General features: G+C 72.3%; 19 protein-coding genes. 17 read left to right on the top strand and 2 right to left on the bottom strand.

The genetic code is table 11. The annotated features are described in order from the left end of the window. The first annotated feature begins 1 nt into the window (after position 1). The 12 genes from ACK1X7_RS39290 to ACK1X7_RS39345 all read left to right on the top strand — a co-directional run bounded on the left by ACK1X7_RS39290 (position 2) and on the right by ACK1X7_RS39345 (position 15191). Positions 2-1297: a dihydroorotase gene (locus tag ACK1X7_RS39290; RefSeq protein WP_216343659.1), complete on the top strand. Its 1296-nt coding sequence runs from the start codon at positions 2-4 to the stop codon at positions 1295-1297. Continuing rightward, positions 1294-1908, top strand: a complete 615-nt coding sequence (locus ACK1X7_RS39295) for a hypothetical protein (RefSeq protein ID WP_385145803.1) — start codon at positions 1294-1296, stop codon at positions 1906-1908. Before ACK1X7_RS39290 ends, ACK1X7_RS39295 begins: the two co-directional genes overlap by 4 nt. Then, positions 1905-3044 carry a glutamine-hydrolyzing carbamoyl-phosphate synthase small subunit gene (gene carA, locus ACK1X7_RS39300; protein WP_385145805.1) on the top strand — a complete coding sequence of 380 codons (1140 nt, stop codon included), beginning with the start codon at positions 1905-1907 and terminating at the stop codon, positions 3042-3044. Before ACK1X7_RS39295 ends, carA begins: the two co-directional genes overlap by 4 nt. Beyond that, on the top strand, positions 3037-6348 hold the full coding sequence (gene carB, locus ACK1X7_RS39305) for a carbamoyl-phosphate synthase large subunit (RefSeq protein WP_385145807.1): 3312 nt from the start codon (positions 3037-3039) through the stop codon (positions 6346-6348). The genes carA and carB overlap by 8 nt, the downstream gene beginning before the upstream one ends. A 92-nt stretch (positions 6349-6440) precedes the next feature. Next, a complete protein-coding gene (locus ACK1X7_RS39310; RefSeq protein WP_385145809.1) occupies positions 6441-7541 on the top strand; it encodes a quinone-dependent dihydroorotate dehydrogenase in 1101 nt (366 codons plus the stop codon). Between the two features lie 189 nt (positions 7542-7730). Continuing rightward, positions 7731-8588, top strand: coding sequence for an orotidine-5'-phosphate decarboxylase (pyrF, locus tag ACK1X7_RS39315; RefSeq protein ID WP_385143076.1), 858 nt, complete (start codon positions 7731-7733; stop codon positions 8586-8588). A 204-nt stretch (positions 8589-8792) separates the two neighbouring features. Next, on the top strand, positions 8793-9116 hold the full coding sequence (locus ACK1X7_RS39320; RefSeq protein ID WP_009713618.1) for an integration host factor: 324 nt from the start codon (positions 8793-8795) through the stop codon (positions 9114-9116). A gap of 48 nt (positions 9117-9164) precedes the next feature. Continuing rightward, a complete protein-coding gene (gene gmk, locus ACK1X7_RS39325) occupies positions 9165-9731 on the top strand; it encodes a guanylate kinase (protein WP_216343653.1) in 567 nt (188 codons plus the stop codon). Between the two features lie 58 nt (positions 9732-9789). Beyond that, entirely contained in the window at positions 9790-10050 is a 261-nt protein-coding gene (gene rpoZ, locus ACK1X7_RS39330; protein WP_020867048.1) for a DNA-directed RNA polymerase subunit omega, read from the top strand. A 128-nt stretch (positions 10051-10178) separates the two neighbouring features. Then, positions 10179-11387 (top strand): bifunctional phosphopantothenoylcysteine decarboxylase/phosphopantothenate--cysteine ligase CoaBC, encoded by a 1209-nt coding sequence (gene coaBC, locus ACK1X7_RS39335; RefSeq protein ID WP_385142991.1) that lies wholly within the window; start codon positions 10179-10181, stop codon positions 11385-11387. Positions 11388-11687: 300 nt separating this feature from the next. After that, positions 11688-12911, top strand: coding sequence for a methionine adenosyltransferase (gene metK / locus ACK1X7_RS39340; protein WP_385142994.1), 1224 nt, complete (start codon positions 11688-11690; stop codon positions 12909-12911). Between the two features lie 102 nt (positions 12912-13013). Beyond that, positions 13014-15191 (top strand): primosomal protein N', encoded by a 2178-nt coding sequence (locus tag ACK1X7_RS39345; RefSeq protein WP_385142997.1) that lies wholly within the window; start codon positions 13014-13016, stop codon positions 15189-15191. 17 nt (positions 15192-15208) lie between these two features. Here the strand turns inward: ACK1X7_RS39345 and ACK1X7_RS39350 are convergent, their stop codons facing one another. Continuing rightward, positions 15209-15721 carry a hypothetical protein gene (locus ACK1X7_RS39350; RefSeq protein WP_361493681.1) on the bottom strand — a complete coding sequence of 171 codons (513 nt, stop codon included), beginning with the start codon at positions 15719-15721 and terminating at the stop codon, positions 15209-15211. Positions 15722-15995: 274 nt separating this feature from the next. Here ACK1X7_RS39350 and fmt point away from each other — a divergent pair, with 274 nt between their 5' ends. The 3 genes from fmt to ACK1X7_RS39365 all read left to right on the top strand — a co-directional run bounded on the left by fmt (position 15996) and on the right by ACK1X7_RS39365 (position 20651). Further along, the gene (gene fmt, locus ACK1X7_RS39355) at positions 15996-16928 is read left to right on the top strand and encodes a methionyl-tRNA formyltransferase (RefSeq protein WP_385143000.1); all 933 of its coding nucleotides are present in this window, start codon (positions 15996-15998) and stop codon (positions 16926-16928) included. A 235-nt stretch (positions 16929-17163) separates the two neighbouring features. Continuing rightward, positions 17164-19137, top strand: a complete 1974-nt coding sequence (locus tag ACK1X7_RS39360; RefSeq protein WP_385143003.1) for an ABC transporter ATP-binding protein — start codon at positions 17164-17166, stop codon at positions 19135-19137. A 44-nt stretch (positions 19138-19181) separates the two neighbouring features. After that, a complete protein-coding gene (locus ACK1X7_RS39365) occupies positions 19182-20651 on the top strand; it encodes an RsmB/NOP family class I SAM-dependent RNA methyltransferase (RefSeq protein ID WP_385143006.1) in 1470 nt (489 codons plus the stop codon). 97 nt (positions 20652-20748) lie between these two features. Here ACK1X7_RS39365 and ACK1X7_RS39370 read toward each other — a convergent pair whose 3' ends face one another. Continuing rightward, positions 20749-21687, bottom strand: a complete 939-nt coding sequence (locus ACK1X7_RS39370; protein ID WP_385143008.1) for a serine hydrolase — start codon at positions 21685-21687, stop codon at positions 20749-20751. A gap of 172 nt (positions 21688-21859) precedes the next feature. Here ACK1X7_RS39370 and rpe point away from each other — a divergent pair, with 172 nt between their 5' ends. After that, the gene (gene rpe / locus ACK1X7_RS39375) at positions 21860-22534 is read left to right on the top strand and encodes a ribulose-phosphate 3-epimerase (RefSeq protein ID WP_385143010.1); all 675 of its coding nucleotides are present in this window, start codon (positions 21860-21862) and stop codon (positions 22532-22534) included. Between the two features lie 135 nt (positions 22535-22669). After that, entirely contained in the window at positions 22670-23659 is a 990-nt protein-coding gene (locus ACK1X7_RS39380; RefSeq protein ID WP_185930076.1) for a sugar-binding transcriptional regulator, read from the top strand. Positions 23660-23834 lie beyond the last annotated feature (175 nt).

The raw sequence follows: 23834 nt of genomic DNA on the forward strand, positions 1-23834 counted from the left end.
CATGAGCGACACCCACAAGACGCTGCTTCGCGGGGCGAAGGTGCTCGGGGGTGAGCCGCGGGACGTGCTGATCGAGGGGGAGCGCATCGCCGCGGTCGGCACCGGGCTGGACGCGGACGGCGCCACCGTGCTCGACGTCGCCGGACAGATCCTGCTGCCGGGCCTGGTCGACCTCCACACCCATCTGCGCGAGCCCGGCCGGGAGGACTCCGAGACGGTCCTCACCGGCACCCGGGCCGCCGCGGTCGGCGGCTTCACCGCGGTCCACGCCATGGCCAACACCTTCCCGGTCGCGGACACCGCGGGCGTCGTGGAGCAGGTGTGGCGGCTGGGCCGGGAATCCGGATACTGCGACGTCCAGCCGGTGGGCGCGGTGACCGTGGGCCTGGAGGGCAAGAAGCTCGCCGAGCTGGGCGCGATGCACGACTCCGCCGCCGGGGTGCGGGTCTTCTCCGACGACGGCAAATGCGTGGACGACGCGGTGATCATGCGCCGCGCGCTGGAGTATGTGAAGGCGTTCGACGGCGTCATCGCCCAGCACGCCCAGGAGCCCCGGCTCACCGAGGGCGCCCAGATGAACGAGGGCATCGTCTCCGCCGAACTGGGCCTGGGCGGCTGGCCGGCCGTCGCCGAGGAGTCGATCATCGCCCGCGATGTGCTGCTCGCCGCGCACGTCGGCTCCCGGGTGCACATCTGCCATCTGTCCACCGCGGGCTCGGTCGAGATCGTCCGCTGGGCCAAGTCCAAGGGCTGGAACGTCACCGCCGAGGTCACCCCGCACCATCTGCTGCTCACCGACGAGCTCGTACGCTCCTACGACCCCGTCTACAAGGTGAACCCGCCGCTGCGCACCGAGGCCGATGTGATGGCGCTGCGCGAGGCGCTCGCCGACGGCACCATCGACTGCGTGGCCACCGACCACGCCCCGCATCCGCACGAGGACAAGGACTGCGAGTGGGGCGCCGCGGCCATGGGCATGGTCGGCCTGGAGACGGCGCTGTCCGTGGTCCAGCACACCATGGTCGACACCGGGCTGCTGGACTGGACGGGCGTCGCCGACCGGATGTCGGTGCGGCCCTCGGCCATCGGCCGGCTGACCGGCCACGGCCGTCCCATCGCCGCCGGGGAGCCCGCGAACCTCACCCTGCTCGACTCCGCTTACCGTGGTGTGGTGAACCCCGCGGGCTTCGCCTCCCGCAGCCGCAACACCCCCTACGAGGGCCGCGAACTGCCGGGCCGCGTGACGTACACCTTCCTGCGGGGCCGGGCGACGGTTGTGGACGGGAAGCTGGCGTGACATCTGAGAGCCATCCGGTGGCGGGCCTCGCGGGATTCGCGGGCCTCGCCGCCGAGCAGAAATCGCAGGACGTGACGGACTGGGCCGCCCGGATCGGCTGGGTCGTCGGGCTGCTGCTGGTCATCGCGCTGGTCTACTGGCTGATGCGCGAGGGCTGGAAGTGGCGCGGCACCCTCCAGGGCGACCTCCCCGAGCTGCCCCAGGCCCCGTCCGACCCCGGTGAGCCGCGACTGACGATGAGCGGCCGCTACCACGGCTCCACCACCGCCGGGCAGTGGCTGGACCGGATCGTCGCCCATGGGCTGGGCACCCGCAGCCGGGTCGAGCTGACCCTCACCGACCAGGGCGTGAGCGTGGTCCGGCCGGGCGCCAGGGACTTCTTCATCCCCGCCGCCGAGCTGCGCGGCGCCCGGCTCGACAAGGGCATCGCGGGCAAGGTCCTCGCCGAGGGCGGGCTGCTGGTGATCACCTGGCAGTTGGGCGAGAAGCTGATCGACTCGGGCTTCCGCTCCGACCACGCCGCCGAGCACCCGGCCTGGGTCGACGCCCTCACCACCCCCGACAGCGACCAGAACCACCCCACCAACCAGACGGAAGGTGCCGAACGATGACGACCTCCACCCGGGGCGCCAGCGCCCCTGCCGTACTCGTCCTGGAGGACGGCCGCACCTTCCGCGGCCGGGCCTACGGGGCCGTGGGGGAGACCTTCGGCGAGGCCGTGTTCTCCACCGGAATGACCGGCTACCAGGAGACCCTGACCGACCCCTCCTACCACCGCCAGGTCGTCGTGATGACCGCCCCGCACATCGGGAACACCGGCGTCAACGACGAGGACCCGGAGTCCAAGCGGATCTGGGTCTCCGGCTATGTGGTGCGCGACCCGGCCCGTACGCCCTCCAACTGGCGCTCCCGCCGCTCGCTCGACGAGGAGCTCACCGCCCAGGGCGTCGTCGGCATCAGCGGGATCGACACCCGCGCCCTCACCCGCCATCTGCGCGAGCGCGGCGCCATGCGGGTGGGCATCTTCTCCGGCCAGACCGTAGCCGACGAGGCCACCCTGCTCGCGAAGGTGCGGGCCGCCCCGCAGATGAAGGGCGCCGACCTCAGCGGCGAGGTCGCCACCACCGAGACCTATGTCGTCCCGGCGATCGGCACCAAGAAGTTCACCGTCGCCGCGATCGACCTGGGCATCAAGGGCATGACCCCGCACCGGATGGCCGAGCGCGGCATCGAGGTGCACGTCCTGCCCGCCACCGCCACCGCCGAGGACATCTACGCGGTCGGCCCGGACGGGGTCTTCTTCTCCAACGGCCCGGGCGACCCGGCCACCGCCGACCACCCGGTCGCCCTGATGCGGGCCGTGCTGGAGCGCTCCACGCCGCTGTTCGGCATCTGCTTCGGCAACCAGATCCTCGGCCGCGCGCTCGGCTTCGGCACCTTCAAGCTGAAGTACGGCCACCGCGGGATCAACCAGCCGGTGCAGGACCGCACCACCGGCAAGGTGGAGGTCACCGCCCACAACCACGGCTTCGCCGTGGACGCCCCGCTCGACGCGCCGTCCGACACCCCCTTCGGCCGCGCCGAGGTCTCCCATGTCTGCCTCAACGACAACGTGGTCGAGGGGCTGCGGCTGCTCGACCGCCCCGCGTTCAGCGTCCAGTACCACCCCGAAGCCGCCGCAGGTCCGCATGACGCCGCGTACCTTTTCGACCGCTTCGTGTCCCTGATGGAGGGCCAGCGTGCCTAAGCGCACCGACATCCAGTCCGTCCTGGTCATCGGCTCCGGCCCGATCGTCATCGGCCAGGCCGCCGAGTTCGACTACTCCGGCACCCAGGCGTGCCGGGTGCTGAAGTCCGAGGGCCTGCGGGTCATCCTGGTCAACTCCAACCCGGCCACGATCATGACCGACCCGGAGATCGCCGACGCCACCTATGTCGAGCCGATCACCCCGGAGTACGTCGAGAAGATCATCGCCAAGGAGCGCCCCGACGCGCTGCTGCCCACCCTCGGCGGCCAGACCGCGCTCAACACCGCCATCTCCCTGCACCAGGCGGGCACCCTCGACGAGTACGGCGTCGAGCTGATCGGCGCCAATGTCGAGGCGATCCACAAGGGCGAGGACCGCGACCAGTTCAAGACGGTCGTCGAGGCCGTCCACGCCAAGATCGGCCACGGTGAGTCCGCCCGCTCGGTGATCTGCCACTCCATGGACGACGTCCTCGCGGGCGTCGAGCGGCTCGGCGGCTACCCCGTCGTGGTCCGCCCCTCCTTCACCATGGGCGGCGCGGGCTCCGGCTTCGCCCACGACGAGGACGAGCTGCGCCGGATCGCCGGCCAGGGCCTGGCCCTCTCGCCGACCACCGAGGTGCTCCTGGAGGAATCCATCCTCGGCTGGAAGGAGTACGAGCTGGAGCTGATGCGCGACCGCAACGACAATGTCGTGGTCGTCTGCTCCATCGAGAACTTCGACCCCATGGGCGTGCACACCGGTGACTCGATCACGGTGGCCCCGGCGATGACGCTCACCGACCGCGAGTACCAGATCCTGCGGGACATCGGCATCGCCGTCATCCGCGAGGTCGGCGTCGACACCGGCGGCTGCAACATCCAGTTCGCGGTCAACCCCGAGGACGGCCGGGTCATCGTCATCGAGATGAACCCGCGCGTCTCCCGCTCCTCGGCGCTCGCCTCCAAGGCCACCGGCTTCCCCATCGCCAAGATCGCCGCCCGGCTGGCCGTCGGCTACACCCTGGACGAGATCCCCAACGACATCACCGAGCAGACCCCCGCGTCCTTCGAGCCCACGCTCGACTACGTCGTGGTCAAGGTGCCGCGCTTCGCCTTCGAGAAGTTCCCGGCCGCCGACGCCCGGCTCACCACCACCATGAAGTCGGTCGGCGAGGCCATGGCCATCGGCCGCAACTTCACCGAGGCGCTCCAGAAGGCGCTGCGCTCGCTGGAGAAGAAGGGCAGCCAGTTCGACTTCACCGGGGAGCCCGGGACCAAGGCCGAGCTGCTGACCAAGGCCGCCGTCCCGACCGACGGGCGGATCAACACCGTGATGGGGGCGATCCGCGCCGGGGCCACCCAGCAGGAGGTCTTCGACGCCACCCGGATCGACCCGTGGTTCGTGGACCAGCTCTTCCTGATCAACGAGATCGCGGACGAGCTCGCCGCCGCCGACAAGCTCGGCCCCGAGCTGCTCGCCGAGGCCAAGCGGCACGGTTTCTCCGACGCCCAGATCGCCGGGATCCGCTCGCTGCGCGAGGACGTGGTCCGCGAGGTGCGGCACGCGCTGGGCATCCGGCCCGTCTACAAGACGGTCGACACCTGCGCCGCCGAGTTCGCCGCCAGGACCCCGTACTTCTACTCCTCCTACGACGAGGAGTCCGAGGTCGCCCCGCGCGAGACCCCCGCGGTGATCATCCTCGGCTCGGGCCCCAACCGCATCGGCCAGGGCATCGAGTTCGACTACTCCTGCGTCCACGCCTCCTTCGCGCTGCATGACGCGGGCTATGAGACCGTCATGGTCAACTGCAACCCGGAGACCGTCTCCACCGACTACGACACCTCCGACCGGCTCTACTTCGAGCCGCTCACCCTGGAGGACGTGCTGGAGATCGTCCACGCCGAGCAGCAGGCGGGCCCGGTCGCCGGTGTGATCGTCCAGCTCGGCGGCCAGACCCCGCTGGGCCTCGCCCAGGCGCTCAAGGACAACGGTGTGCCGATCGTCGGCACCTCGCCCGAGGCGATCAACCTCGCCGAGGAGCGCGGCGCCTTCGGCCGGGTACTCACCGAGGCCGGGCTGCCCGCGCCCAAGTACGGCACCGCCTTCTCCTTCGCGCAGGCCAAGGGCATCGCCGCGGAGATCGGCTACCCGGTCATGGTCCGCCCCTCCTACGTCCTCGGCGGCCGCGGAATGGAGATCGTCTACGACGAGCCCTCGCTCGCCGCGTACCTGGAGCGGCACGCCGGGCTGATCTCCGAGCACCCCGTGCTCATCGACCGCTTCCTCGACGACGCCATAGAGATCGACGTGGACGCGCTCTACGACGGCGAGGAGCTCTACCTCGGCGGCGTCATGGAGCACATCGAGGAGGCCGGGATCCACTCCGGCGACTCGGCCTGCGCCCTGCCCCCGATCACCCTCGGCGGCTTCGACATCAAGCGGCTGCGCGCCTCGACCGAGGCCATCGCACGCGGTGTGGGCGTCCGTGGGCTGATCAACATCCAGTTCGCGCTGGCCGGGGACATTCTGTACGTACTGGAGGCGAACCCGCGCGCCTCCCGTACCGTCCCCTTCACCTCCAAGGCCACCGCCGTACCGCTGGCCAAGGCCGCCGCCCGGATCTCGCTGGGCGCCACCATCGCCGGGCTGCGCGCCGAGGGGCTGCTGCCCTCCAGCGGCGACGGCGGCACGCTGCCGCTGGACGCGCCGATCTCCGTCAAGGAGGCCGTGATGCCGTGGTCGCGGTTCCGGGACGCCTCCGGGCGCGGGGTGGACACCATCCTCGGCCCGGAGATGCGCTCGACCGGCGAGGTCATGGGCATCGACTCGGTCTTCGGCGCGGCCTACGCCAAGTCGCAGGCCGGGGCGTACGGGGCGCTGCCGACCAAGGGGCGCGCGTTCGTCTCCGTCGCCAACCGCGACAAGCGCTCGATGATCTTCCCGGCCCGGGAGCTGGTCGGCCTCGGCTTCGAGCTGCTGGCCACCTCGGGCACGGCGGAGGTGCTCAAGCGCAACGGGATCAGCGCGACCGTGGTGCGCAAGCACAGCGAGGGCGAGGGCCCGAACGGCGAGAAGACCATCGTCCAGCTCATCCACGAGGGCGAGGTCGACCTGATCGTCAACACCCCGTACGGCACCGGGGGGCGGCTGGACGGCTATGACATCCGTACGGCGTCCGTCGCCCGCGGGGTGCCCTGCCTGACCACCGTCCAGGCGCTCGCGGCCGCCGTCCAGGGCATCGAGGCGCTGGGCCGGGGCGCGGTCGGCGTCCGATCGCTCCAGGAACACGCGGAACATCTGACCGCCGCCCGCGAGGAGTGAGGCGAGGGAGGGGGACACCGGCCGGTGTCCCCCTCTTCATGAGCCCGCCCTTCTTCATGAATCCGCTCGCTCACTGCCGCAGAAAGCCCCTCATGTACGCGCTCCTGTTCAACCTGATCTTCCGGCGCATGGACCCGGAGAAGGCCCATCACCTGGCCTTCTCCTGGATCCGGCTGGCCGCCCGCATCCCCGTGCTGCGGACGTTCGCCGCCGCCGTCCTCGCCCCCCGCCACAAGGCGCTGCGCACCGAGGCGCTGGGCCTGCGGATGCACGGGCCCTTCGGGCTCGCCGCCGGATTCGACAAGAACGCCGCCGGAATCGACGGCATGGCCATGCTGGGCTTCGACCATGTCGAGATCGGCACGGTCACCGCCCAGCCGCAGCCCGGCAACCCCAAGCGGCGGCTCTTCCGGCTGGTCGCCGACCGGGCCCTGATCAACCGGATGGGCTTCAACAACGAGGGCTCGGCGGCGGTCGCGGCCCGTCTCGCGGCCCGGCGCCCGGCCTTCGCCACGACGCTCGGCGTCAACATCGGCAAGACCAAGGTCGTCCCGGAGGAGGAGGCCGTCGCCGACTATGTGACCTCCACCGAGCGGCTCGCCGCCCACGCCGACTACCTCGTCGTCAACGTCTCCTCGCCCAATACCCCCGGACTGCGGAATCTCCAGGCCGTGGACCATCTGCGGCCGCTGCTGACCGCGGTCCGCGAGGCCGCGGACCGTACGGTCACCGATCGCCGGGTGCCACTTCTGGTCAAAATCGCGCCGGATCTCGCCGACGAGGACGTGGACGCGGTCGCCGATCTGGCGGTCGAGCTGGGCCTGGACGGCATCATCGCCACGAACACGACCATCGCTCGCGACGGCCTCGGCCTCGTCTCCGACGCGCGGCTCACCGCCGAGACCGGCGGCCTGTCCGGCGCCCCCCTCAAGGCGCGCTCCCTGGAGGTGCTGCGCCGCCTGTACGCCCGTGTGGGCGACCGGCTGACCCTCGTCGGGGTCGGCGGGATCGAGACCGCGGAGGACGCCTGGGAGCGGATTCTGGCCGGTGCCACGCTGGTGCAGGGCTACAGCGCCTTCATCTACCGGGGCCCGTTCTGGTGCCGTGAGATCCACCGCGGCCTCGCGGAGCGGCTCGCCGCGAGCCCGTACGCCACCCTCGCCGAGGCCGTCGGCGCGAAGACATCCGCGTAACGCCTCCGGCGGCGTTGTTCCCCACCCCGCCCCTTCCCGAACCGGGGGCGAGCCCCCGGGCCCCCGCCGGGCCCCCGCCGGGGCTCCGCCCCGGACCCCGCTCCTCGAACTCCCCCGGCTACCGCTGGGAGGTGCCCCCTGAGGGGCCCGGGAGGTGCCGGAGGGGCTGAATTTCCTGAGGAGAGACCAATGACGACCCCCACCCCCTTCGGTGCGCGGCTGCGCGCCGCCATGGACGCCCGCGGCCCGCTGTGCGTCGGCATCGACCCGCACGCCTCCCTGCTCGCCGACTGGGGCCTGGGGGACGATGTCGCGGGTCTGGAGCGGTTCACGAGGACCGTCGTGGACGCCCTCGCCGAGCGGGTCGCCGTCCTCAAGCCGCAGTCGGCCTTCTTCGAGCGGTTCGGCTCGCGCGGCATCGCGGTGCTGGAGCGGGCCGTCGCCGACGCCCGGGCCGCCGGGGCGCTGGTGCTGATGGACGCCAAGCGCGGCGACATCGGATCGACCATGGCCGCGTACGCCGCCGCCTATCTGGATCCGGCCTCCCCGCTGTTCTCGGACGCGGTCACCCTCAGCCCCTATCTCGGCTTCGGCTCGCTGCGCCCGGCGCTGGACGCGGCGCGGGCGGCGGGGGCGGGCGTCTTCGTGCTGGCGCTGACCTCCAACCCGGAGGGCACCGAGGTGCAGCACGCGGTACGGCCCGACGGCTCGACCGTCGCGGCCACCGTGCTGAGGGCGCTCAAGGACGAGAACGCCGCCGAGGCCGCCGAGGGCCGCCTCGGCTCGTACGGCGCGGTCGTCGGCGCGACGCTGGGCAGGGCCCCGGAGGAGGCGTGTGTCGATCTGACGATCGACGGGCCGCTGCTGGCCCCCGGCATCGGCGCCCAGGGCGCGACCCCCGCCGATCTTCCGGCGGTCTTCGGCCCGGCGATCAAAAATGTCGTTCCGAGCGTCAGCAGGGGGGTGCTCCGGCACGGTCCGGACGCCGCGTCGCTGGTCGCGGCGGCCTCCCGAATGGCTGAGGAAGTGCGGGCCGTGGCCGAATAACCCGGCTACTTTGTCCGTAAATGTCCGAGTCGAGCGAGTCTGACCAGGACTTTTCGTCTGTTCTCGCTGACTGGAGCGGGATCGGCCGCTAGTCTCCGACGAGAGCGAACGCGCTGCTGCGTTGCGCGTTGCTCCCCAGGTGAGGGGCGACTAGGTTCCTCACCGGTCCATATCCGACAGTTCGACATCCGAGGTGACGTAGGCGTGGCTCTTCCGCCCCTTACCCCTGAACAGCGCGCAGCCGCGCTCGAAAAGGCCGCCGCGGCTCGCCGGGAGCGCGCCGAGGTCAAGAATCGACTCAAGCACTCCGGCGCGTCCCTGCACGAGGTCATCAAGCAGGGCCAGGAGAACGACGTCATCGGCAAGATGAAGGTGTCCGCTCTCCTGGAGTCCCTGCCCGGCGTCGGCAAGGTCCGCGCCAAGCAGATCATGGAGCGGCTCGGCATCTCCGAGAGCCGTCGTGTGCGGGGTCTGGGCTCCAACCAGATCGCGTCGCTCGAGCGTGAGTTCGGCGGCGCCGCAGGCTGACGCCGCCCGGCGTTTCCAGGCACTCCCGGGAACCTGGATAATCGCTCCATGGCAGCACACTCCGCACGACCGCGACTGACCGTGCTCTCCGGCCCCTCAGGGGTCGGTAAGAGCACGGTCGTCGCTCATATGCGCAAAGAACATCCCGAGGTCTGGCTCTCGGTCTCCGCCACGACCCGCCGACCGCGCCCCGGCGAGCGGGACGGCGTCCACTATTTCTTCGTGGACGACGGGGAGTTCGACAAGCTCATAGCCAATGGTGAGCTGCTGGAGTGGGCCGAATTCGCGGGCAATCGCTACGGCACCCCGCGCGAGGCGGTCATGGAGCGCCTCGGCGCGGGCGAGCCGGTGCTGCTGGAGATCGACCTACAGGGCGCACGGCAGATCCGCGAGTCCATGCCGGAGGCGCAGCTCGTCTTCCTTGCTCCGCCGAGCTGGGAGGAGCTGGTGCGCCGGCTCACCGGCCGGGGCACCGAGGCGCCCGAGGTCATCGAGCGGCGCCTGGCGGCCGCTCGGACCGAGCTGGCCGCCGAGTCCGAGTTCGATACGACCTTGGTCAATACCTCCGTCGAGGACGTGGCGAATGAGCTGCTAGCCTTGATGCGAGTGGCTTGATCTTCGATTCACTCTTGCCATGAGGCGTAATAAGGAAGGCTAGAGAGTGTCCTCTCCCATGACCGCGCCCGAGGGGATCATCAACCCTCCGATTGATGAGCTGCTCGAGGCCACCGACTCCAAGTACAGCCTGGTGATCTACGCGGCCAAGCGCGCGCGGCAGATCAACGCGTACTACTCGCAGCTCGGTGAGGGCCTGCTCGAGTACGTCGGTCCCCTCGTGGACACCCACGTCCACGAGAAGCCCCTCTCGATCGCGCTCCGCGAGATCAACGCGGGCCTGCTGACCTCCGAGGCCATCGAGGGCCCGGCCCAGTAGGTTTCGATCGCTTCACCCACGGCCCGGCAGTGACTGCCGGGCTCGTGGTGTGTCATGGGTACGTGACGCGACCCGGCGTACCGTGACTGGACGTACGACGGACGACGTACCCGGTGGGGAGCCGAGCGATGGACAAGCCCAAAGTGGTCCTGGGCGTCAGTGGCGGGATCGCCGCCTACAAGGCGTGCGAGCTGCTGCGCCGCCTCACCGAGTCCGGCCATGACGTACGCGTCGTGCCGACCGCCTCGGCGCTGCACTTCGTCGGCGAGGCGACCTGGTCGGCGCTGTCCGGGCAGCCGGCGGCGACCGAGGTGTGGGACTCCGTCCACGAGGTGCCGCACGTCCGCATCGGCCAGTCCGCCGATCTGGTCGTGATCGCCCCCGCCACCACCGATCTGCTCGCCAAGGCCGCCCATGGCCTGGCGGACGATCTGCTCACCAATACCCTGCTCACCGCGCGCTGCCCGGTCGTCTTCGCGCCCGCGATGCACACCGAGATGTGGGAGCACCCCGCCACCCAGGAGAACGTGGCGACCCTGCGCCGTCGCGGCGCGATCGTCATCGAACCCGCCGTGGGGCGGCTCACCGGTGTGGACACCGGCAAGGGGCGGCTGCCGGACCCCGGGGAGATCTTCGAGGTCTGCCGCCGGGTGCTGGCCCGCGGCGCCGGGGCGCACACCACCGATCTGGCCGGCCGCCATGTCGTGGTCAGCGCCGGCGGCACCCGCGAGCCGCTGGACCCGGTGCGCTTCCTCGGCAACCGCTCCACCGGCCGGCAGGGGTACGCCCTGGCCCGTGCCGCCGTCGCCCGGGGCGCGCGAGTGACTCTTGTCTCGGCCAACAGCGAGCTGCCCGACCCGGCCGGCGCCGATGTGCTGCGCGCGGGCACCGCCGCACAGCTCCGGGAGGCCGTGCTCAAGGCCGCCGCGGACGCCGACGCCGTGGTGATGGCCGCCGCCGTCGCCGACTTCCGCCCCGCGCACTACGCCGAGGGGAAGATCAAGAAGCGCGACGGCCAGGAGCCCGAGCCGATCGCCCTGGTACGGAATCCGGACATCCTCGCCGAGATTTCCGCCGAGCGCGCCCGCCCCGGCCAGATCGTGGTCGGCTTCGCCGCCGAAACCGACGATGTGCTCGCCAACGGCCGCGCCAAGCTCGCCCGCAAGGGCTGCGATCTGCTGGTGGTGAACGAGGTCGGGGAGCACAAGACATTCGGCGCCGAGACCAACGAGGCCGTGGTGCTCGGCGCCGACGGCACCGAGACGCCCGTACCGTACGGCCCCAAGGGCGCGCTCGCCGACACCGTCTGGGATCTGGTGGCCGACCGCCTGGGATGAGCCCGGACCCCGGGCCTCGGGCGGCGTCCGGCGGGCCTCGTACAGGGCCCGGCGGACGCCCTCGGCGGGGCCCGTACTGCGGCCGATCGGGCTCATGACACGTGCCTGCCACGGCGGGGTGGGGCTGTATTTCGGCTTGAGGCAAGGTATGTTCCCGGTCACGGGCCTGCCCGTTCTGTGGGACGGGGATGCTTGACCGGTGGACTTGCCGGATAAACTGGCCCAGGAACCGCACCGGGCGCAGCTCCCGAGCGGTCCGACCATGATCAGCCAGCAGCCGCTGCAACCCCAGGGAGCGATGTGTCCCGCCGCCTGTTCACCTCGGAATCCGTGACCGAGGGTCACCCCGACAAGATCGCTGACCAGATCAGCGACACCATCCTCGACGCCCTTCTCAAGGAGGACCCGACCTCCCGGGTCGCCGTCGAGACGTTGATCACCACCGGCCTGGTGCATGTGGCCGGCGAGGTGACCACCAAGGCGTACGCCCCGATCGCGACGCTCGTGCGGAACAAGATCCTCGACATCGGCTACGACTCGTCGAAGAAGGGCTTCGACGGCGCCTCCTGCGGTGTCTCGGTGTCGATCGGCTCACAGTCCCCCGATATCGCCCAGGGCGTGGACTCCGCCTACGAGCTGCGGGTCGAGGGTACCGCCGCAGGTGAAGAGGAAGACGAGCTGGACAAGCAGGGCGCGGGCGACCAGGGCCTGATGTTCGGGTACGCCTGCGACGAGACGCCCGAGCTGATGCCGCTGCCGATCAACCTGGCGCACCGGCTCTCCCGCCGGCTGTCCGACGTCCGCAAGAACGGGACCATCCCCTACCTGCGCCCCGACGGCAAGACCCAGGTCACCATCGAGTACGACGGCCACAAGGCGGTCCGCCTGGACACCGTCGTCGTCTCCTCGCAGCACGCCTCCGACATCGACCTGGACTCGCTGCTGGCCCCCGACATCCGGGAATTCGTGGTCGAGCATGTGCTGAACGAGCTGGTCGAGGACGGCATCAAGCTCGACACCGAGGGCTACCGCCTGCTGGTCAACCCGACCGGGCGCTTCGAGATCGGCGGCCCGATGGGCGACGCCGGCCTCACCGGCCGCAAGATCATCATCGACACCTACGGCGGCATGTCCCGCCACGGCGGCGGCGCCTTCTCCGGCAAGGACCCGTCCAAGGTCGACCGCTCCGCCGCCTACGCCATGCGCTGGGTCGCCAAGAACGTGGTGGCCGCCGGCCTCGCCCAGCGCTGCGAGGTGCAGGTCGCGTACGCCATCGGCAAGGCCGAGCCGGTCGGCCTCTTCGTCGAGACCTTCGGCACCGCCGCGGTCGACGCCGAGAAGATCGAGAAGGCCATCTCCGAGGTCTTCGACCTCCGCCCGGCCGCGATCATCCGCGACCTCGACCTGCTGCGCCCGATCTACGCCCAGACCGCGGCGTACGGCCACTTCGGCCGCGAGATCCCCGACTTCACCTGGGAGCGCACCGACCGCGTCGACGCCCTCCGCGCGGCGGCGGGCCTGTAGGACCCCCGCTTTCGGTCACGGATTCCGCGAAGGCCCGGACGCCCCTCGGCGTCCGGGCCTTCGCGTGCCTCGCTGTCCGTGCGGTCTGCTAAGACTTGATCTGTGAGCAGGGACAACGAGCGGCCGAAGGATCCGGCGGAGGCGTCGGAGGGGGAGCAGCTCGCGCTCATTCGGGAGACCGTGCGCAAGGCCAAGGGGGAGCGGGCCAGGCCGCGGACCTGGCGGGGGGCCAAGCTGGCCGGGGAGCTGCCCGTGGCGCGGGTGCTGGTGGACAAGGGGCCGGTCCACCTCGACAAGCTGTGGGATTACGCGGTGCCGGCCGAGATGGCCGCCGAGGCCCGGCCCGGGGTGCGGGTGCGGGTGCGGTTCGGGGCCGGGACGGGGAAGGTGCGCGAGGGGCGGCGCGAGGGCGGTGGGCTGCTCGACGGGTACATCATCGAGCGCGTCGCCGAGTCCGAGTACCGGGGCCCGCTGGCCGCCCTCGCGCAGGTGGTGTCCCCGGAGCCGGTGCTGGGGCCGGGGCTGCTGGCGCTGTGCCGGGCGGTGGCCGACCGGTATGCCGGATCGCTCGCCGATGTGTTGCAGCTTGCCCTGCCCAAGCGCAACGCTCGCGCCGAGGGCGAGCCGTCATCGCCGCCGCTGCCCCCGCCGGAGCCGCCCGCGCCCGGAAGCTGGGCGCGGTATCCGGCCGGGCCCGGGTTTCTGGAGGCGCTTGCCCGTGGTGACCGGCCGCGGGCCGTATGGACCGCGCTGCCCGGGCCGCACTGGCCCCGGGAGTGGGCCACCGCCGTGGCCGCCACGCTCGCGTCCGGGCGCGGCGCGCTCGTCGTCGTGCCGGACGGGCGGACCGCCGAGCGGGTGGACGCGGCGCTCACGGCGGTGCTCGGCGGTCCGGGGCGGCATGTGCTGCTCACCGCCGACCTCGGGCCCGAGGAGCGCTACCGCCGCTGGCTGGCGGTCAGCCGGGGCTCGGTCCGGGCCGTGGTGGGCACCCGGGCGGCGATGTTCGCACCGGTCCGGGAGCTCGGGCTGGTCGGGGTCTGGGACGACGGGGACCGCAGCCACAGCGACGACCGGCTGCCCCAGCCGCATGCCCGCGATGTGCTGCTGCTGCGCGCCGTTCATGAGAAGACGGGCTTTCTGCTGGGCGACCTGGGCCGCACCGTCGAGGCCGCCCAACTGGTGGAGAACGGCTGGGCCAGGCCGCTCGAAGCCGACCGCGAGCAGGTCCGGGCGGCCGCCCCGCTGATCCGTACGGTCGACGAGGGCGAGGTGGCCCGGGACGCGGAGGCCCGTGCCGCCCGGCTGCCCACGCTCGCCTGGCAGACCGTACGGGAGGCGCTGACCCGGGGCCCGGTGCTGGTGCAGGTGCCGCGCCGGGGCTACGTCCCGAAGCTGGCCTGTGAGCGCTGCCGGGAGCCCGCGCGCTGTGCGCACTGCTCGGGCCCGTTGGAGGCGCGGGACGCGGAGCACCTGGTGTGCGGATGGTGCGGGCGGGACGAACCCGCCTGGCACTGCCGTGAATGCGGGGGCGTCCGGCTGCGGGCGTCCATAGTCGGGGCCCGGCGCACCGCCGAGGAACTGGGCCGCGCCTTTCCGGCCGTGCCCGTGCGCACCTCCGGCCGTGACCATGTGCTGACGTCCGTACCCGACCGTCCGGCGCTCGTCGTGAGCACGCCGGGCGCCGAGCCGGTCGCCGAGGGCGGTTACGCCGCGGCGCTGCTGCTCGACGGCTGGGCCCTGCTCGGCCGCCCCGATCTGCGCGCCGGTGAGGACGCGCTGCACCACTGGCTGGAGGCGGCCTCGCTGGTCCGCGGCCATGGAGATGGGGGCGGGGGCGAGGGGGGTGACGGCCGGGGCGGCACCGTGGTGATCATGGCCGAGCCGACGCAGCGGCCCGTTCAGGCGCTGGTGCGCTGGGACCCGGCCGGTTATGCGGCGCGCGAGCTGGCCGAGCGGTCCCAGTTGGGCTTTCCGCCGATCTCCCGGATGGCGGCGGTGACCGGCCCCGCGGAGGCGGTGGCCGAGCTGATCGCCTCGGCCGGGCTCCCCGAGGGGGCCGAGACACTGGGCCCGGTTCCGCTGCCCCCGGCGCCGCCGGGACGTCCGCGCCGCCCCGGAGACCCGCCGCCGGGCGAGGTCTGGGAACGCGCGCTGCTACGGGTCCGCCCCGGCCAGGGCAGCGCCCTCGCGGCGGCCCTCAAGGAGGCGAAGGCGGGCCGCCTGGCGAGGGGGGAGAAGGATCCCGCGGTGCGGGTGGATCCCTTGGACATTGGCTGACCAAAAAGGGGGGGCGCTCAGCCGTGGCGGGGGCTGGGGAAAGGGCTGGGGCGGGGGTCCTCGCGGAGGGACGGGGTCGACTGCGGCGGGACCGTGCGCGCGGCGGGCACCGAGGGTACGGCGGCGGGCTCGGCCGGGCGGCCCGGGGACGGTTCGCCGCCCTCGGGCGCGTTCTGCGCGGTGGCCCGGCGCGAGCCGTAACGGCGGTGCACCGCCTGCTTGGTGACGCCGAGCGCGGAGCCCACCGCGTCCCAGGAGAAGCCCAGCGAGCGGTCGAAGTCGACGGCGGCGGTGACCAGTGTCTCGACGCTGTCGCGCAGTTCCTGGGCGAGCCGCACGGTGGGGGCCGGAGCCCGTCCGTAGACCACGAAACCGGCGGACGGGCCGGTGCGCCGGGGGCGGTAGACGTTGCCGAGCTGGGCGGTGAGCGTGCGCAGCGCGTCCACCTGCCGGCGGACCCGCTCGATGTCCCGGACCAGGAGGTGCAGGCTGGCCCGTGCCTGGGCGTCATGAGTTGCGTGGTCGGCCATGTACAAGCCTCTCGAACGGGCGTTGACGGGGGATGGGGGGATTTGGGATTGGGGGGGTGGAGGGGGAAGTCGAGCGTACGGCGGGAAACGCATCGGGCCGCGGCAGCGGCCCGATGCGGTCAATCTGCCTTGACCAACGCGGCACCCGCCCGTCGGTCACGGTCCGGGGCGTGCGGGAGTCCGCCCGTACGCCCCCTCGGCCGGCGGACCATAGACTTCAGGGGCTGTTTGCGACGTTCGCCGTATCCGCTGTGTGAGAGGTAGTTCGCCACCCATGAGGCTCGTCTTCGCCGGTACCCCCGAGGTCGCCCTGCCCGCTCTGGACGCGCTGATCGCGTCGGAGAAGCACGAGGTGGTGGCCGTCGTGACCCGTCCCGACGCGCCCGCCGGGCGCGGTCGCCGGATGGTGGCCAGCCCGGTCGCCGAACGGGCCGAGGAGGCGGGTATCGAGGTGCTCAAGCCGGCCAAGCCGCGCGATCCGGAGTTCCTCGCCCGGCTCGGGGAGATCGCCCCCGACTGCTGCCCGGTGGTGGCCTACGGCGCGTTGCTGCCCAAGGCAGCGCTGGAGATCCCCGCGCACGGCTGGGTCAATCTGCACTTCTCGCTGCTCCCCGCGTGGCGGGGCGCGGCACCCGTGCAGCACTCCGTGCTCGCGGGCGACGAGATGACCGGCGCCTCGACCTTCCAGATCGAGGAAGGGCTGGACTCCGGGCCGGTGTTCGGGGTGGTGACGGAGGAGGTGCGGGCCTCCGACACCAGCGGCGATCTGCTGACCCGGCTCGCGTTCGCCGGTGCGGGGCTGCTCGAGGCGACGATGGACGGCATCGAGAACGGCACCCTGCTCCCGGTGCCGCAGCCTGCCGAGGGCATCTCGCTCGCCCCGAAGATCACCGTCGAGGACGCGGAGATCGACTGGACGGCGCCCGCGCTGCGCGTCGACCGGCTGGTGCGGGCGTGCACCCCTGCCCCGGGCGCGTGGACCACCTTCCGCGAGGAGCGGCTGAAGGTCGTCTCGGCGCGGCCGGTGGCGGACCGTACGGATCTGGAGCCCGGGCGGTTGGCCGCGACCAAGAAGGCCGTGTACGTGGGCACGGGCAGCCATGCCGTCGAGCTGACCTGGGTGCGGCCGCAGGGCAAGAAGCCGATGCTCGCGGCGGATTGGGCGCGCGGGGTGCGGATCGCGGAGGGCGAGCGGCTCGGAGCCTGAGCGGCTCGGAGCCTGAGCGGCTCGGAGCCTGAGCGGGGCCGCGGGGCTGAAGCCGCTCCAGTGGCACGGCGATCCTGGACAGGTGCACAGGGCTGACGCCTGGACAGGTGCACAGGGCTGACGCCTGGACAGGTCCACAGGGCTGAAAGGCGGCCATCGGGCGCGCCGGGCGGTGGATGTTGACTTCAACCTCAGTTGAAGTCCTACGTTCCTCACGAGACCTCGGAGGTACGTGATGGATATCGAAGTGACCGCCTGGCATTCCCTGTATCAGGCATCCCATGCCAGCGACGACCGGCGGCCCTTCTCCCGCGAGACGCTGCGCCGCATCGGCGCCTTTGCCCGTCCGCACCGCCGTCGGCTTCAGCTCTTCCTGGTGCTGAGCACGGTCACGGCGGTGCTCGCGGTGGCGACACCGCTGCTGGCGGGCCGGGTGGTGGACGCGATCGTCCACCATTCGGGACAGGACACGGTGCTCGGGCTGGCCGGGCTCATCGCCGCGATCGCCGTGGCGGAGGCGGCCCTCGGGCTGCTGACCCGCTGGCTGTCGGCGAACATCGGCGAGGGGCTGATCCTCGATCTGCGCACCTCCGTCTTCGACCACGTCCAGCGGATGCCGGTGGCGTTCTTCACCCGGACCCGCACCGGTGCGCTGGTCAGCCGGCTCAACAACGACGTCATCGGCGCGCAGCGGGCGTTCAGCGACACCCTCTCCGGAGTGGTCGGCAATATGGTGACGCTGCTGCTCACCCTGGTCGTCATGATCGGGATCTCATGGCAGATCACCCTGCTGACGCTGGTGCTGCTGCCCCTCTTCCTGCTGCCCGCGCGCCGGGTGGGCGGAAAGCTGGCGAAGCTGCGTCGCGAGGCGGCCGCGCACAACGCCGCGATGAGCACCCAGATGACCGAGCGTTTCTCCGCGCCCGGGGCGACCCTGGTCAAGCTCTTCGGCCGGCCCGCCGACGAGTCCGCCGAGTTCGCCGCGCGGACCCGGCGGGTGCGGGACATCGGGGTGCGGACCGCGATGGTCCAGGTCTCCTTCGTGACCGCCCTGACCCTCGTCTCCGCCCTGGCCCTCGCCCTGGTCTACGGCCTCGGCGGCTGGTTCGCGCTGCGCGGGCGGCTCGACCCCGGCGCCGTCGTCGCGCTCGCGCTGCTCCTGACCCGGCTGTACGCGCCGCTGACCGCGCTGGCCGGGGCGCGGGTCGAGGTGATGAGCGCGCTCGTCAGCTTCGAGCGGGTCTTCGAGGTGCTCGACCTCGAGCCGCTGATCAAGGAGAAGCCGGACGCCCGCGAGGTGCCCGACGGGCCCGTGTCCGTCGAGTTCGACCGCGTCGACTTCGGCTACCCGGCCGCGGACAAGGTCTCCCTCGCCTCCCTGGAGGAGGTCGCCACCCTGGACACCCGCGGCGGCGTCCAGGTCCTGCACGAGCTGTCCTTCCGCGCCGAACCGGGCCAGATGGTCGCGCTGGTGGGCTCCTCCGGCGCCGGGAAGTCCACCATCGCGCAACTGCTGCCCAGGCTCTACGACGCCGATGGCGGCGCCGTACGGCTCTCCGGGGTGGACGTCCGCGATCTGACGGCCGATTCGATCCGCGCCACCCTCGGCATGGTCACGCAGGACGGCCATCTCTTCCATGACTCGATCCGCGCCAATCTGCTGCTGGCCCGGCCGGAGGCCACCGACGAGGAGTTGTGGGAGGTGCTGCGCCGGGCCCGGCTGGAGGGGCTGATCGCCTCCCTGCCGGATGGGCTCGAGACCGTCGTGGGCGAGCGCGGCTACCGGCTCTCCGGCGGTGAGCGCCAGCGGCTGACCATCGCCCGGCTGCTGCTGGCCCGGCCCCGGGTGGTGATCCTCGACGAGGCCACCGCACATCTGGACTCCACCTCGGAGGCGGATGTGCAGGAGGCGCTCGGCGAGGCGCTGGACGGGCGCACCGCGGTGGTGATCGCCCACCGGCTGTCCACGGTTCGGGCGGCGGATCTCATTCTCGTCGTCGAGGGCGGGCGGATCGTGGAGCGCGGTACGCACACCGCGCTGCTGGCCGCCGGAGGGCGCTACGAGGAGCTGTACCGCACCCAGTTCGAGCAGCCGACCGAGGCGATGGGCGACGGATCCGCCGCGGACGCAGCGAGTGCCAGCGGCACCAGCGCCGAGGTCACGGCCCTGGACGGCGGCCCCACGGCCGCCGAGGCCCCGGCGACGTAGGCTGGTCCCTTCAAGCCCGATCCGTCCCCCGGAGCACATTTCCCGTGACCGACCAGCCCCGTCGTCGCCGTCCCCACGCCCCGAACCGGCCTGGCAAGCCCTACCGCCGCCCGCAGAAGGACCCCGTGCGGATCCTCGCCTTCGAGGCGCTGCGGGCGGTCGACGAACGGGACGCGTACGCCAACCTCGTTCTCCCGCCGCTGCTGCGCAAGGCGAGGGAGAGCGCGGAGGCCGGTGGGCCGCGGTTCGACGCCCGGGACGCGGCGCTCGCCACCGAGCTGGTCTACGGCACCCTGCGCCACCAGGGCACCTACGACGCGATCATCGCCGAATGCGTGGACCGCCCGCTGCGCGAGGTGGATCCGCCGGTGCTCGATGTGCTCAACCTCGGCGCCCATCAGCTTCTGGGGACCCGGATCCCCACGCACGCCGCCGTCTCGGCGAGCGTGGAGCTGGCCCGGGTGGTGCTCGGCGACGGACGGGCCAAGTTCGTCAACGCCGTGCTGCGCAGGATCGCCGCCCATGACCTGGACGGCTGGCTGGAGCGGGTCGCCCCGCCCTACGACGAGGACCCCGAGGAGCATCTGGGCGTCCGCCACTCGCATCCGCGCTGGGTCGTCTCCGCCCTGTGGGACGCCCTCGGCGGCGGCAGTTCCGGGATCGAGGAGCTGCTGGCGGCGGACAACGAACGGCCCGAGGTCACCCTCGTCGCCCGGCCCGGCCGGTCCACGGCCGGGGAGCTGCTGGACGCGGTCGGCGAGGGGGCCGCGGTACCGGGCCGCTGGTCCCCGTACGCGGTGCGGCTCACCGAGGGCGGCGAGCCCGGGGCGCTGGAGGCGGTGCGCGAGGGGCGCGCCGGGGTGCAGGACGAGGGCAGCCAACTCGTGGCCCTCGCCCTGGCGAACGCGCCGCTGGAGGGGGAGGACCGGAGCTGGCTGGACGGCTGCGCGGGCCCCGGCGGCAAGGCCGCGCTGCTCGCCGCGCTCGCCGCGGAGCGCGGCGCCGCGCTGCTGGCCGCCGAGAAGCAGCCGCACCGGGCCCGGCTGGTGGCCAGGGCCCTGGCGGGCAACCCCGGCCCGTACCAGGTGATCGCCGCGGACGGCACCCGCCCGCCGTGGCGGCCCGGCGCCTTCGACCGGGTGCTGGTGGATGTGCCGTGCACCGGGCTCGGTGCGCTGCGCCGCCGCCCCGAGGCGCGCTGGCGGCGCCGCCCCGAGGACCTCGACGGCTTCGCCCCGCTTCAGCGCGGGCTGCTGCGGGAGGCCCTGGCCTCGGCGCGGATCGGCGGCGTGGTCGGCTATGCGACCTGCTCCCCGCATCCGGCCGAGACCAGGGCCGTGGTCGAGGACGTCCTCAAGGGGCGCGGCGGCCCGGCCGTCTCCGCGGAGTGGATCGACGCCCGTCCGCTGCTGCCCGGGGTGCCGGAGCTGGGCGACGGCCCGGACATCCAGCTATGGCCGCACCGGCACGGTACGGACGCCATGTATCTGGCCCTGCTGCGCCGCACGGGCTGACCGCGCGCGTTCTTCTCGCGGGTTCCCGGAGCGAGCGCCCCGGGGCATCGCACGGCCGCCGTGAGCGGGCATCGCACGGCCGCCGTGGGCGGGTGCGTCAGTCCTTCGGGACCGCCGGAAGCGCTTCCTGGGGCCGGTCGGTCGGGGCGTAGACGGTGGCCGTGCGGGCGGTGGGGTTGAGGTCCTTGTGGACCGCGCGCGCCACCGCCTCGATGGTGGCCACGCCCGCCTTCATGGTCCGGTTGTCCTGGGTGAGCACGGTGAGGGTGTAGTCGTGGCCGCCGCCGGTGAAGGCGCCGATGCTGTGCACCCGCCAGCCGTGGGTGGACCGTTCCAGCCAGCCGTTCTTCACCTGGATCCGCACCCCGCCCGGGGCACCGGCCGGGGTGCCCCAGCGCTGTTCCCGGATGACCTTGCCCATCAGCGAGAGGATGTAGCGGCGGGAGGCGTCGGTCAGCACCGTGTTCGGGTGGGTGATCAGGTCCAGGAGCCGCTCCTGGTCGTTGGCGGTGATCCCGGTGAGGCCCCAGTAGCCGTCCTTGCCGGGCACGGTGGCGTCCATGCCCGCCGCCCGCAGGAACGCCTTGACCCGGGAGGCTTCGAGCTTCTTCCACAGCTTGCTGGTCGAGGCGTTGTCCGACTTGGTGATCATGGCCTTGGCGAGGGTCTTCTCGCCCTTGGTCAGCGGCCGGTGGTGGCGCTGCGCGTCCCACAGCAGCGTCGCCAGGACCGTCGCCTTCACCACGCTCGCGGAGTCGAACCGCTGGTTCGCACGCAGGGCGCAGCGGGTGTGGGTGGTGTGGTCGCGGAGGCTGATCGCGATGCTGCCGGACCGGCCGCGCAGCGCCGCGGCGATGTCCCTGGACAGCTTGCCCGCCAGCCCGGACTGGTGCGAGACACAGACCGGCCGCGGTGCCGTGGCCGCGGGAGAGGCGGAGGCGGGTCCGGCCCCGGCGACCGGCGATACGACGACGGCCGCTGTCAGCGCCGCGCACACCGCGGTGCGCGGCTGCCGGGGTAGTCGATCTCTCGTCATGGTGGATTGCCTGTTTGCACGTGACGTCTAGGGGTTTCCTTCGACTTCTTCATGGTCCCGGCTCCGCCGCCGTGCGTCGATCGGAGCGGATACCCAAGTGATCACGGCGGTACGGGCCGTAGCGATGATCCCGGCTCCATGGACCGGCACGGACCGTGGGAGGCTTGGTGGCATGGCCTTGCAGATCAACCCCAGCATCCTGTCCGCAGACTTCTCCCGCCTCGCGGATGAGGCGAAGGCGGTCGAGGGTGCCGACTGGCTCCACGTCGACGTCATGGACAACCACTTCGTCCCCAACCTCACCCTCGGGGTACCGGTGGTCGAATCGCTGGGCAAGGCCACGGAAACCCCGCTGGACTGCCATCTCATGATCGACGACCCGGACCGCTGGGCGCCGCAGTACATCGAGGCGGGCGCCGGTTCCGTCACCTTCCATGTGGAGGCCGCGGCCGCGCCGGTGCGGCTGGCGCGCGAGATCCGGGCCAAGGGCGCGCGGGCCTCGATGGCGCTCAAGCCGGCCACGCCCATCGAGCCGTACGAGGATCTGCTGCCCGAGCTGGACATGCTGCTGGTGATGACCGTGGAACCCGGCTTCGGCGGCCAGGCGTTCCTCGACATCATGCTGCCGAAGATCCGCCGCACCCGGCAGCTCATCGACAAGCATGGACTCCAGATGTGGCTCCAGGTGGACGGCGGGGTCTCGGCCGACACCATCGAGCGGTGCGCCGAGGCGGGCGCCGATGTGTTCGTGGCGGGCTCCGCCGTCTACGGCGCCGACGACCCGGCCAAGGCCGTAGAGGCGCTGCGGAGGCTGGCCGAGAAGGCAACCGGTACCCCCGGAACATGAGGCGGCGTAGCTACCGGTCGGTGAACTCAAGGGTGAAGGGCGAACCAACTCCGCCGTTTCTGACAGGATGAACGGTGAGTCCGGACAGTGAATAGTGAGGAGACCGCGGTGTCGACGGGCCGTTCAGCCACGCGGATGGGACCCGCCGAACTGGTGCAGGCGGCGGCCATGGCGCGCCGCTTCTACCTCGAGGGCAAGTCCAAGATTCAGATCGCCGAGGAGTTCGGCGTCAGCCGCTTCAAGGTCGCGCGGGTGCTGGAGACGGCGCTCGAGCGCGATCTGGTGCGCATCGAGATCCGGGTTCCCGCCGAACTCGACGCGGAGCGCTCCGACGCCCTGCGCGCCCGCTACGGGCTGCGCCACGCGGTCGTCGTGGAGTCCCCGGCGGACGCCGAGGCGGACACCCCGGACCCGGAGAACCTCGGCGAGGTCGCCGCGGACCTGCTGGGCGAGCTGGTGACCGAGGGCGATGTGCTGGGGCTGGCCTGGGGCCGGTCCACGATCCACATGGCGGCCGCGCTGCACCGGCTGCCCCCGTGCACCGTCGTCCAGCTCACCGGCGTGTACGACGCGGGCACGGCCGAGCGCGGCTCGGTCGAGGCGGTGCGCCGCGCCGCCGCCGTCTCGGGCGGTGAGGCGCACCCCATCTACGCGCCGATGCTGCTGCCGGATACGGCCACCGCGGACGCCCTGCGCGGCCAGACCGGTATCGCCCGCGCCTTCGAGTACTTCGACAAGGTGACCGTGGCCTGCGTCTCCATCGGCTCATGGGAGGCCGGGATCTCCACGGTCTACGACATGCTGACGGAGAAGGAGCGGGCCCACTACGAGAGCCTGGGCGCCGCCGCCGAGATGTCGGCCCACCTCTTCGACGCCGAGGGCCGCCGCATCGGCCGTGACCTGGGCGAGCGCTGCATCACCGTGGAGGCCGACCGGCTGCGCCGGATCCCCGAGGTGGTGGCCATCGCCGGTGGCCGCCGTAAGGCCGAGGCGATCGGGGCGGTGCTGAGGTCCGGCCTGGTCACCAGCCTGGTGACGGACACGGCCGCCGCGGACTATCTGCTCGCCGAGACCACCCCGGCCGCCCACCCCGCCCTGGACCGCGCCGACCCGGACGGCGCGTAGCGGACCGGACGCGGCGGGCGAGGGGGAACGGCGGGCGAGGGGAAACGGCGGGCGAGAGGGAAACGGCGAGCGGCCCGCCGCTCGCCTCCCATGGCTCCTGGCCGGGCCCCGACCGCTCAGGGGCGCGCCCCGGCGGTGCTCCGCCGCATGGGGTCACTCGCCCTTGAGCGGGCGC

It is taken from the genome of Streptomyces sp. CY-1 (assembly GCF_047218265.1).
GTDB classification, from domain to species: domain Bacteria; phylum Actinomycetota; class Actinomycetes; order Streptomycetales; family Streptomycetaceae; genus Streptomyces; species Streptomyces niphimycinicus.

Coding starts and splice junctions, on each gene's coding strand:
- fmt (WP_385143000.1), top strand. CDS start 15,996: ATGAGGCTCGTCTTCGCCGGTACCCCCGAGGTCGCCCTGCCCGCTCTG.
- ACK1X7_RS39350 (WP_361493681.1), bottom strand. CDS start 15,721: ATGGCCGACCACGCAACTCATGACGCCCAGGCACGGGCCAGCCTGCAC.
- carA (WP_385145805.1), top strand. CDS start 1,905: ATGACGACCTCCACCCGGGGCGCCAGCGCCCCTGCCGTACTCGTCCTG.
- coaBC (WP_385142991.1), top strand. CDS start 10,179: ATGGACAAGCCCAAAGTGGTCCTGGGCGTCAGTGGCGGGATCGCCGCC.
- ACK1X7_RS39360 (WP_385143003.1), top strand. CDS start 17,164: ATGGATATCGAAGTGACCGCCTGGCATTCCCTGTATCAGGCATCCCAT.
- ACK1X7_RS39380 (WP_185930076.1), top strand. CDS start 22,670: ATGGGACCCGCCGAACTGGTGCAGGCGGCGGCCATGGCGCGCCGCTTC.
- rpe (WP_385143010.1), top strand. CDS start 21,860: ATGGCCTTGCAGATCAACCCCAGCATCCTGTCCGCAGACTTCTCCCGC.
- ACK1X7_RS39290 (WP_216343659.1), top strand. CDS start 2: ATGAGCGACACCCACAAGACGCTGCTTCGCGGGGCGAAGGTGCTCGGG.
- ACK1X7_RS39370 (WP_385143008.1), bottom strand. CDS start 21,687: ATGACGAGAGATCGACTACCCCGGCAGCCGCGCACCGCGGTGTGCGCG.
- ACK1X7_RS39310 (WP_385145809.1), top strand. CDS start 6,441: ATGTACGCGCTCCTGTTCAACCTGATCTTCCGGCGCATGGACCCGGAG.
- rpoZ (WP_020867048.1), top strand. CDS start 9,790: ATGACCGCGCCCGAGGGGATCATCAACCCTCCGATTGATGAGCTGCTC.
- pyrF (WP_385143076.1), top strand. CDS start 7,731: ATGACGACCCCCACCCCCTTCGGTGCGCGGCTGCGCGCCGCCATGGAC.
- gmk (WP_216343653.1), top strand. CDS start 9,165: ATGGCAGCACACTCCGCACGACCGCGACTGACCGTGCTCTCCGGCCCC.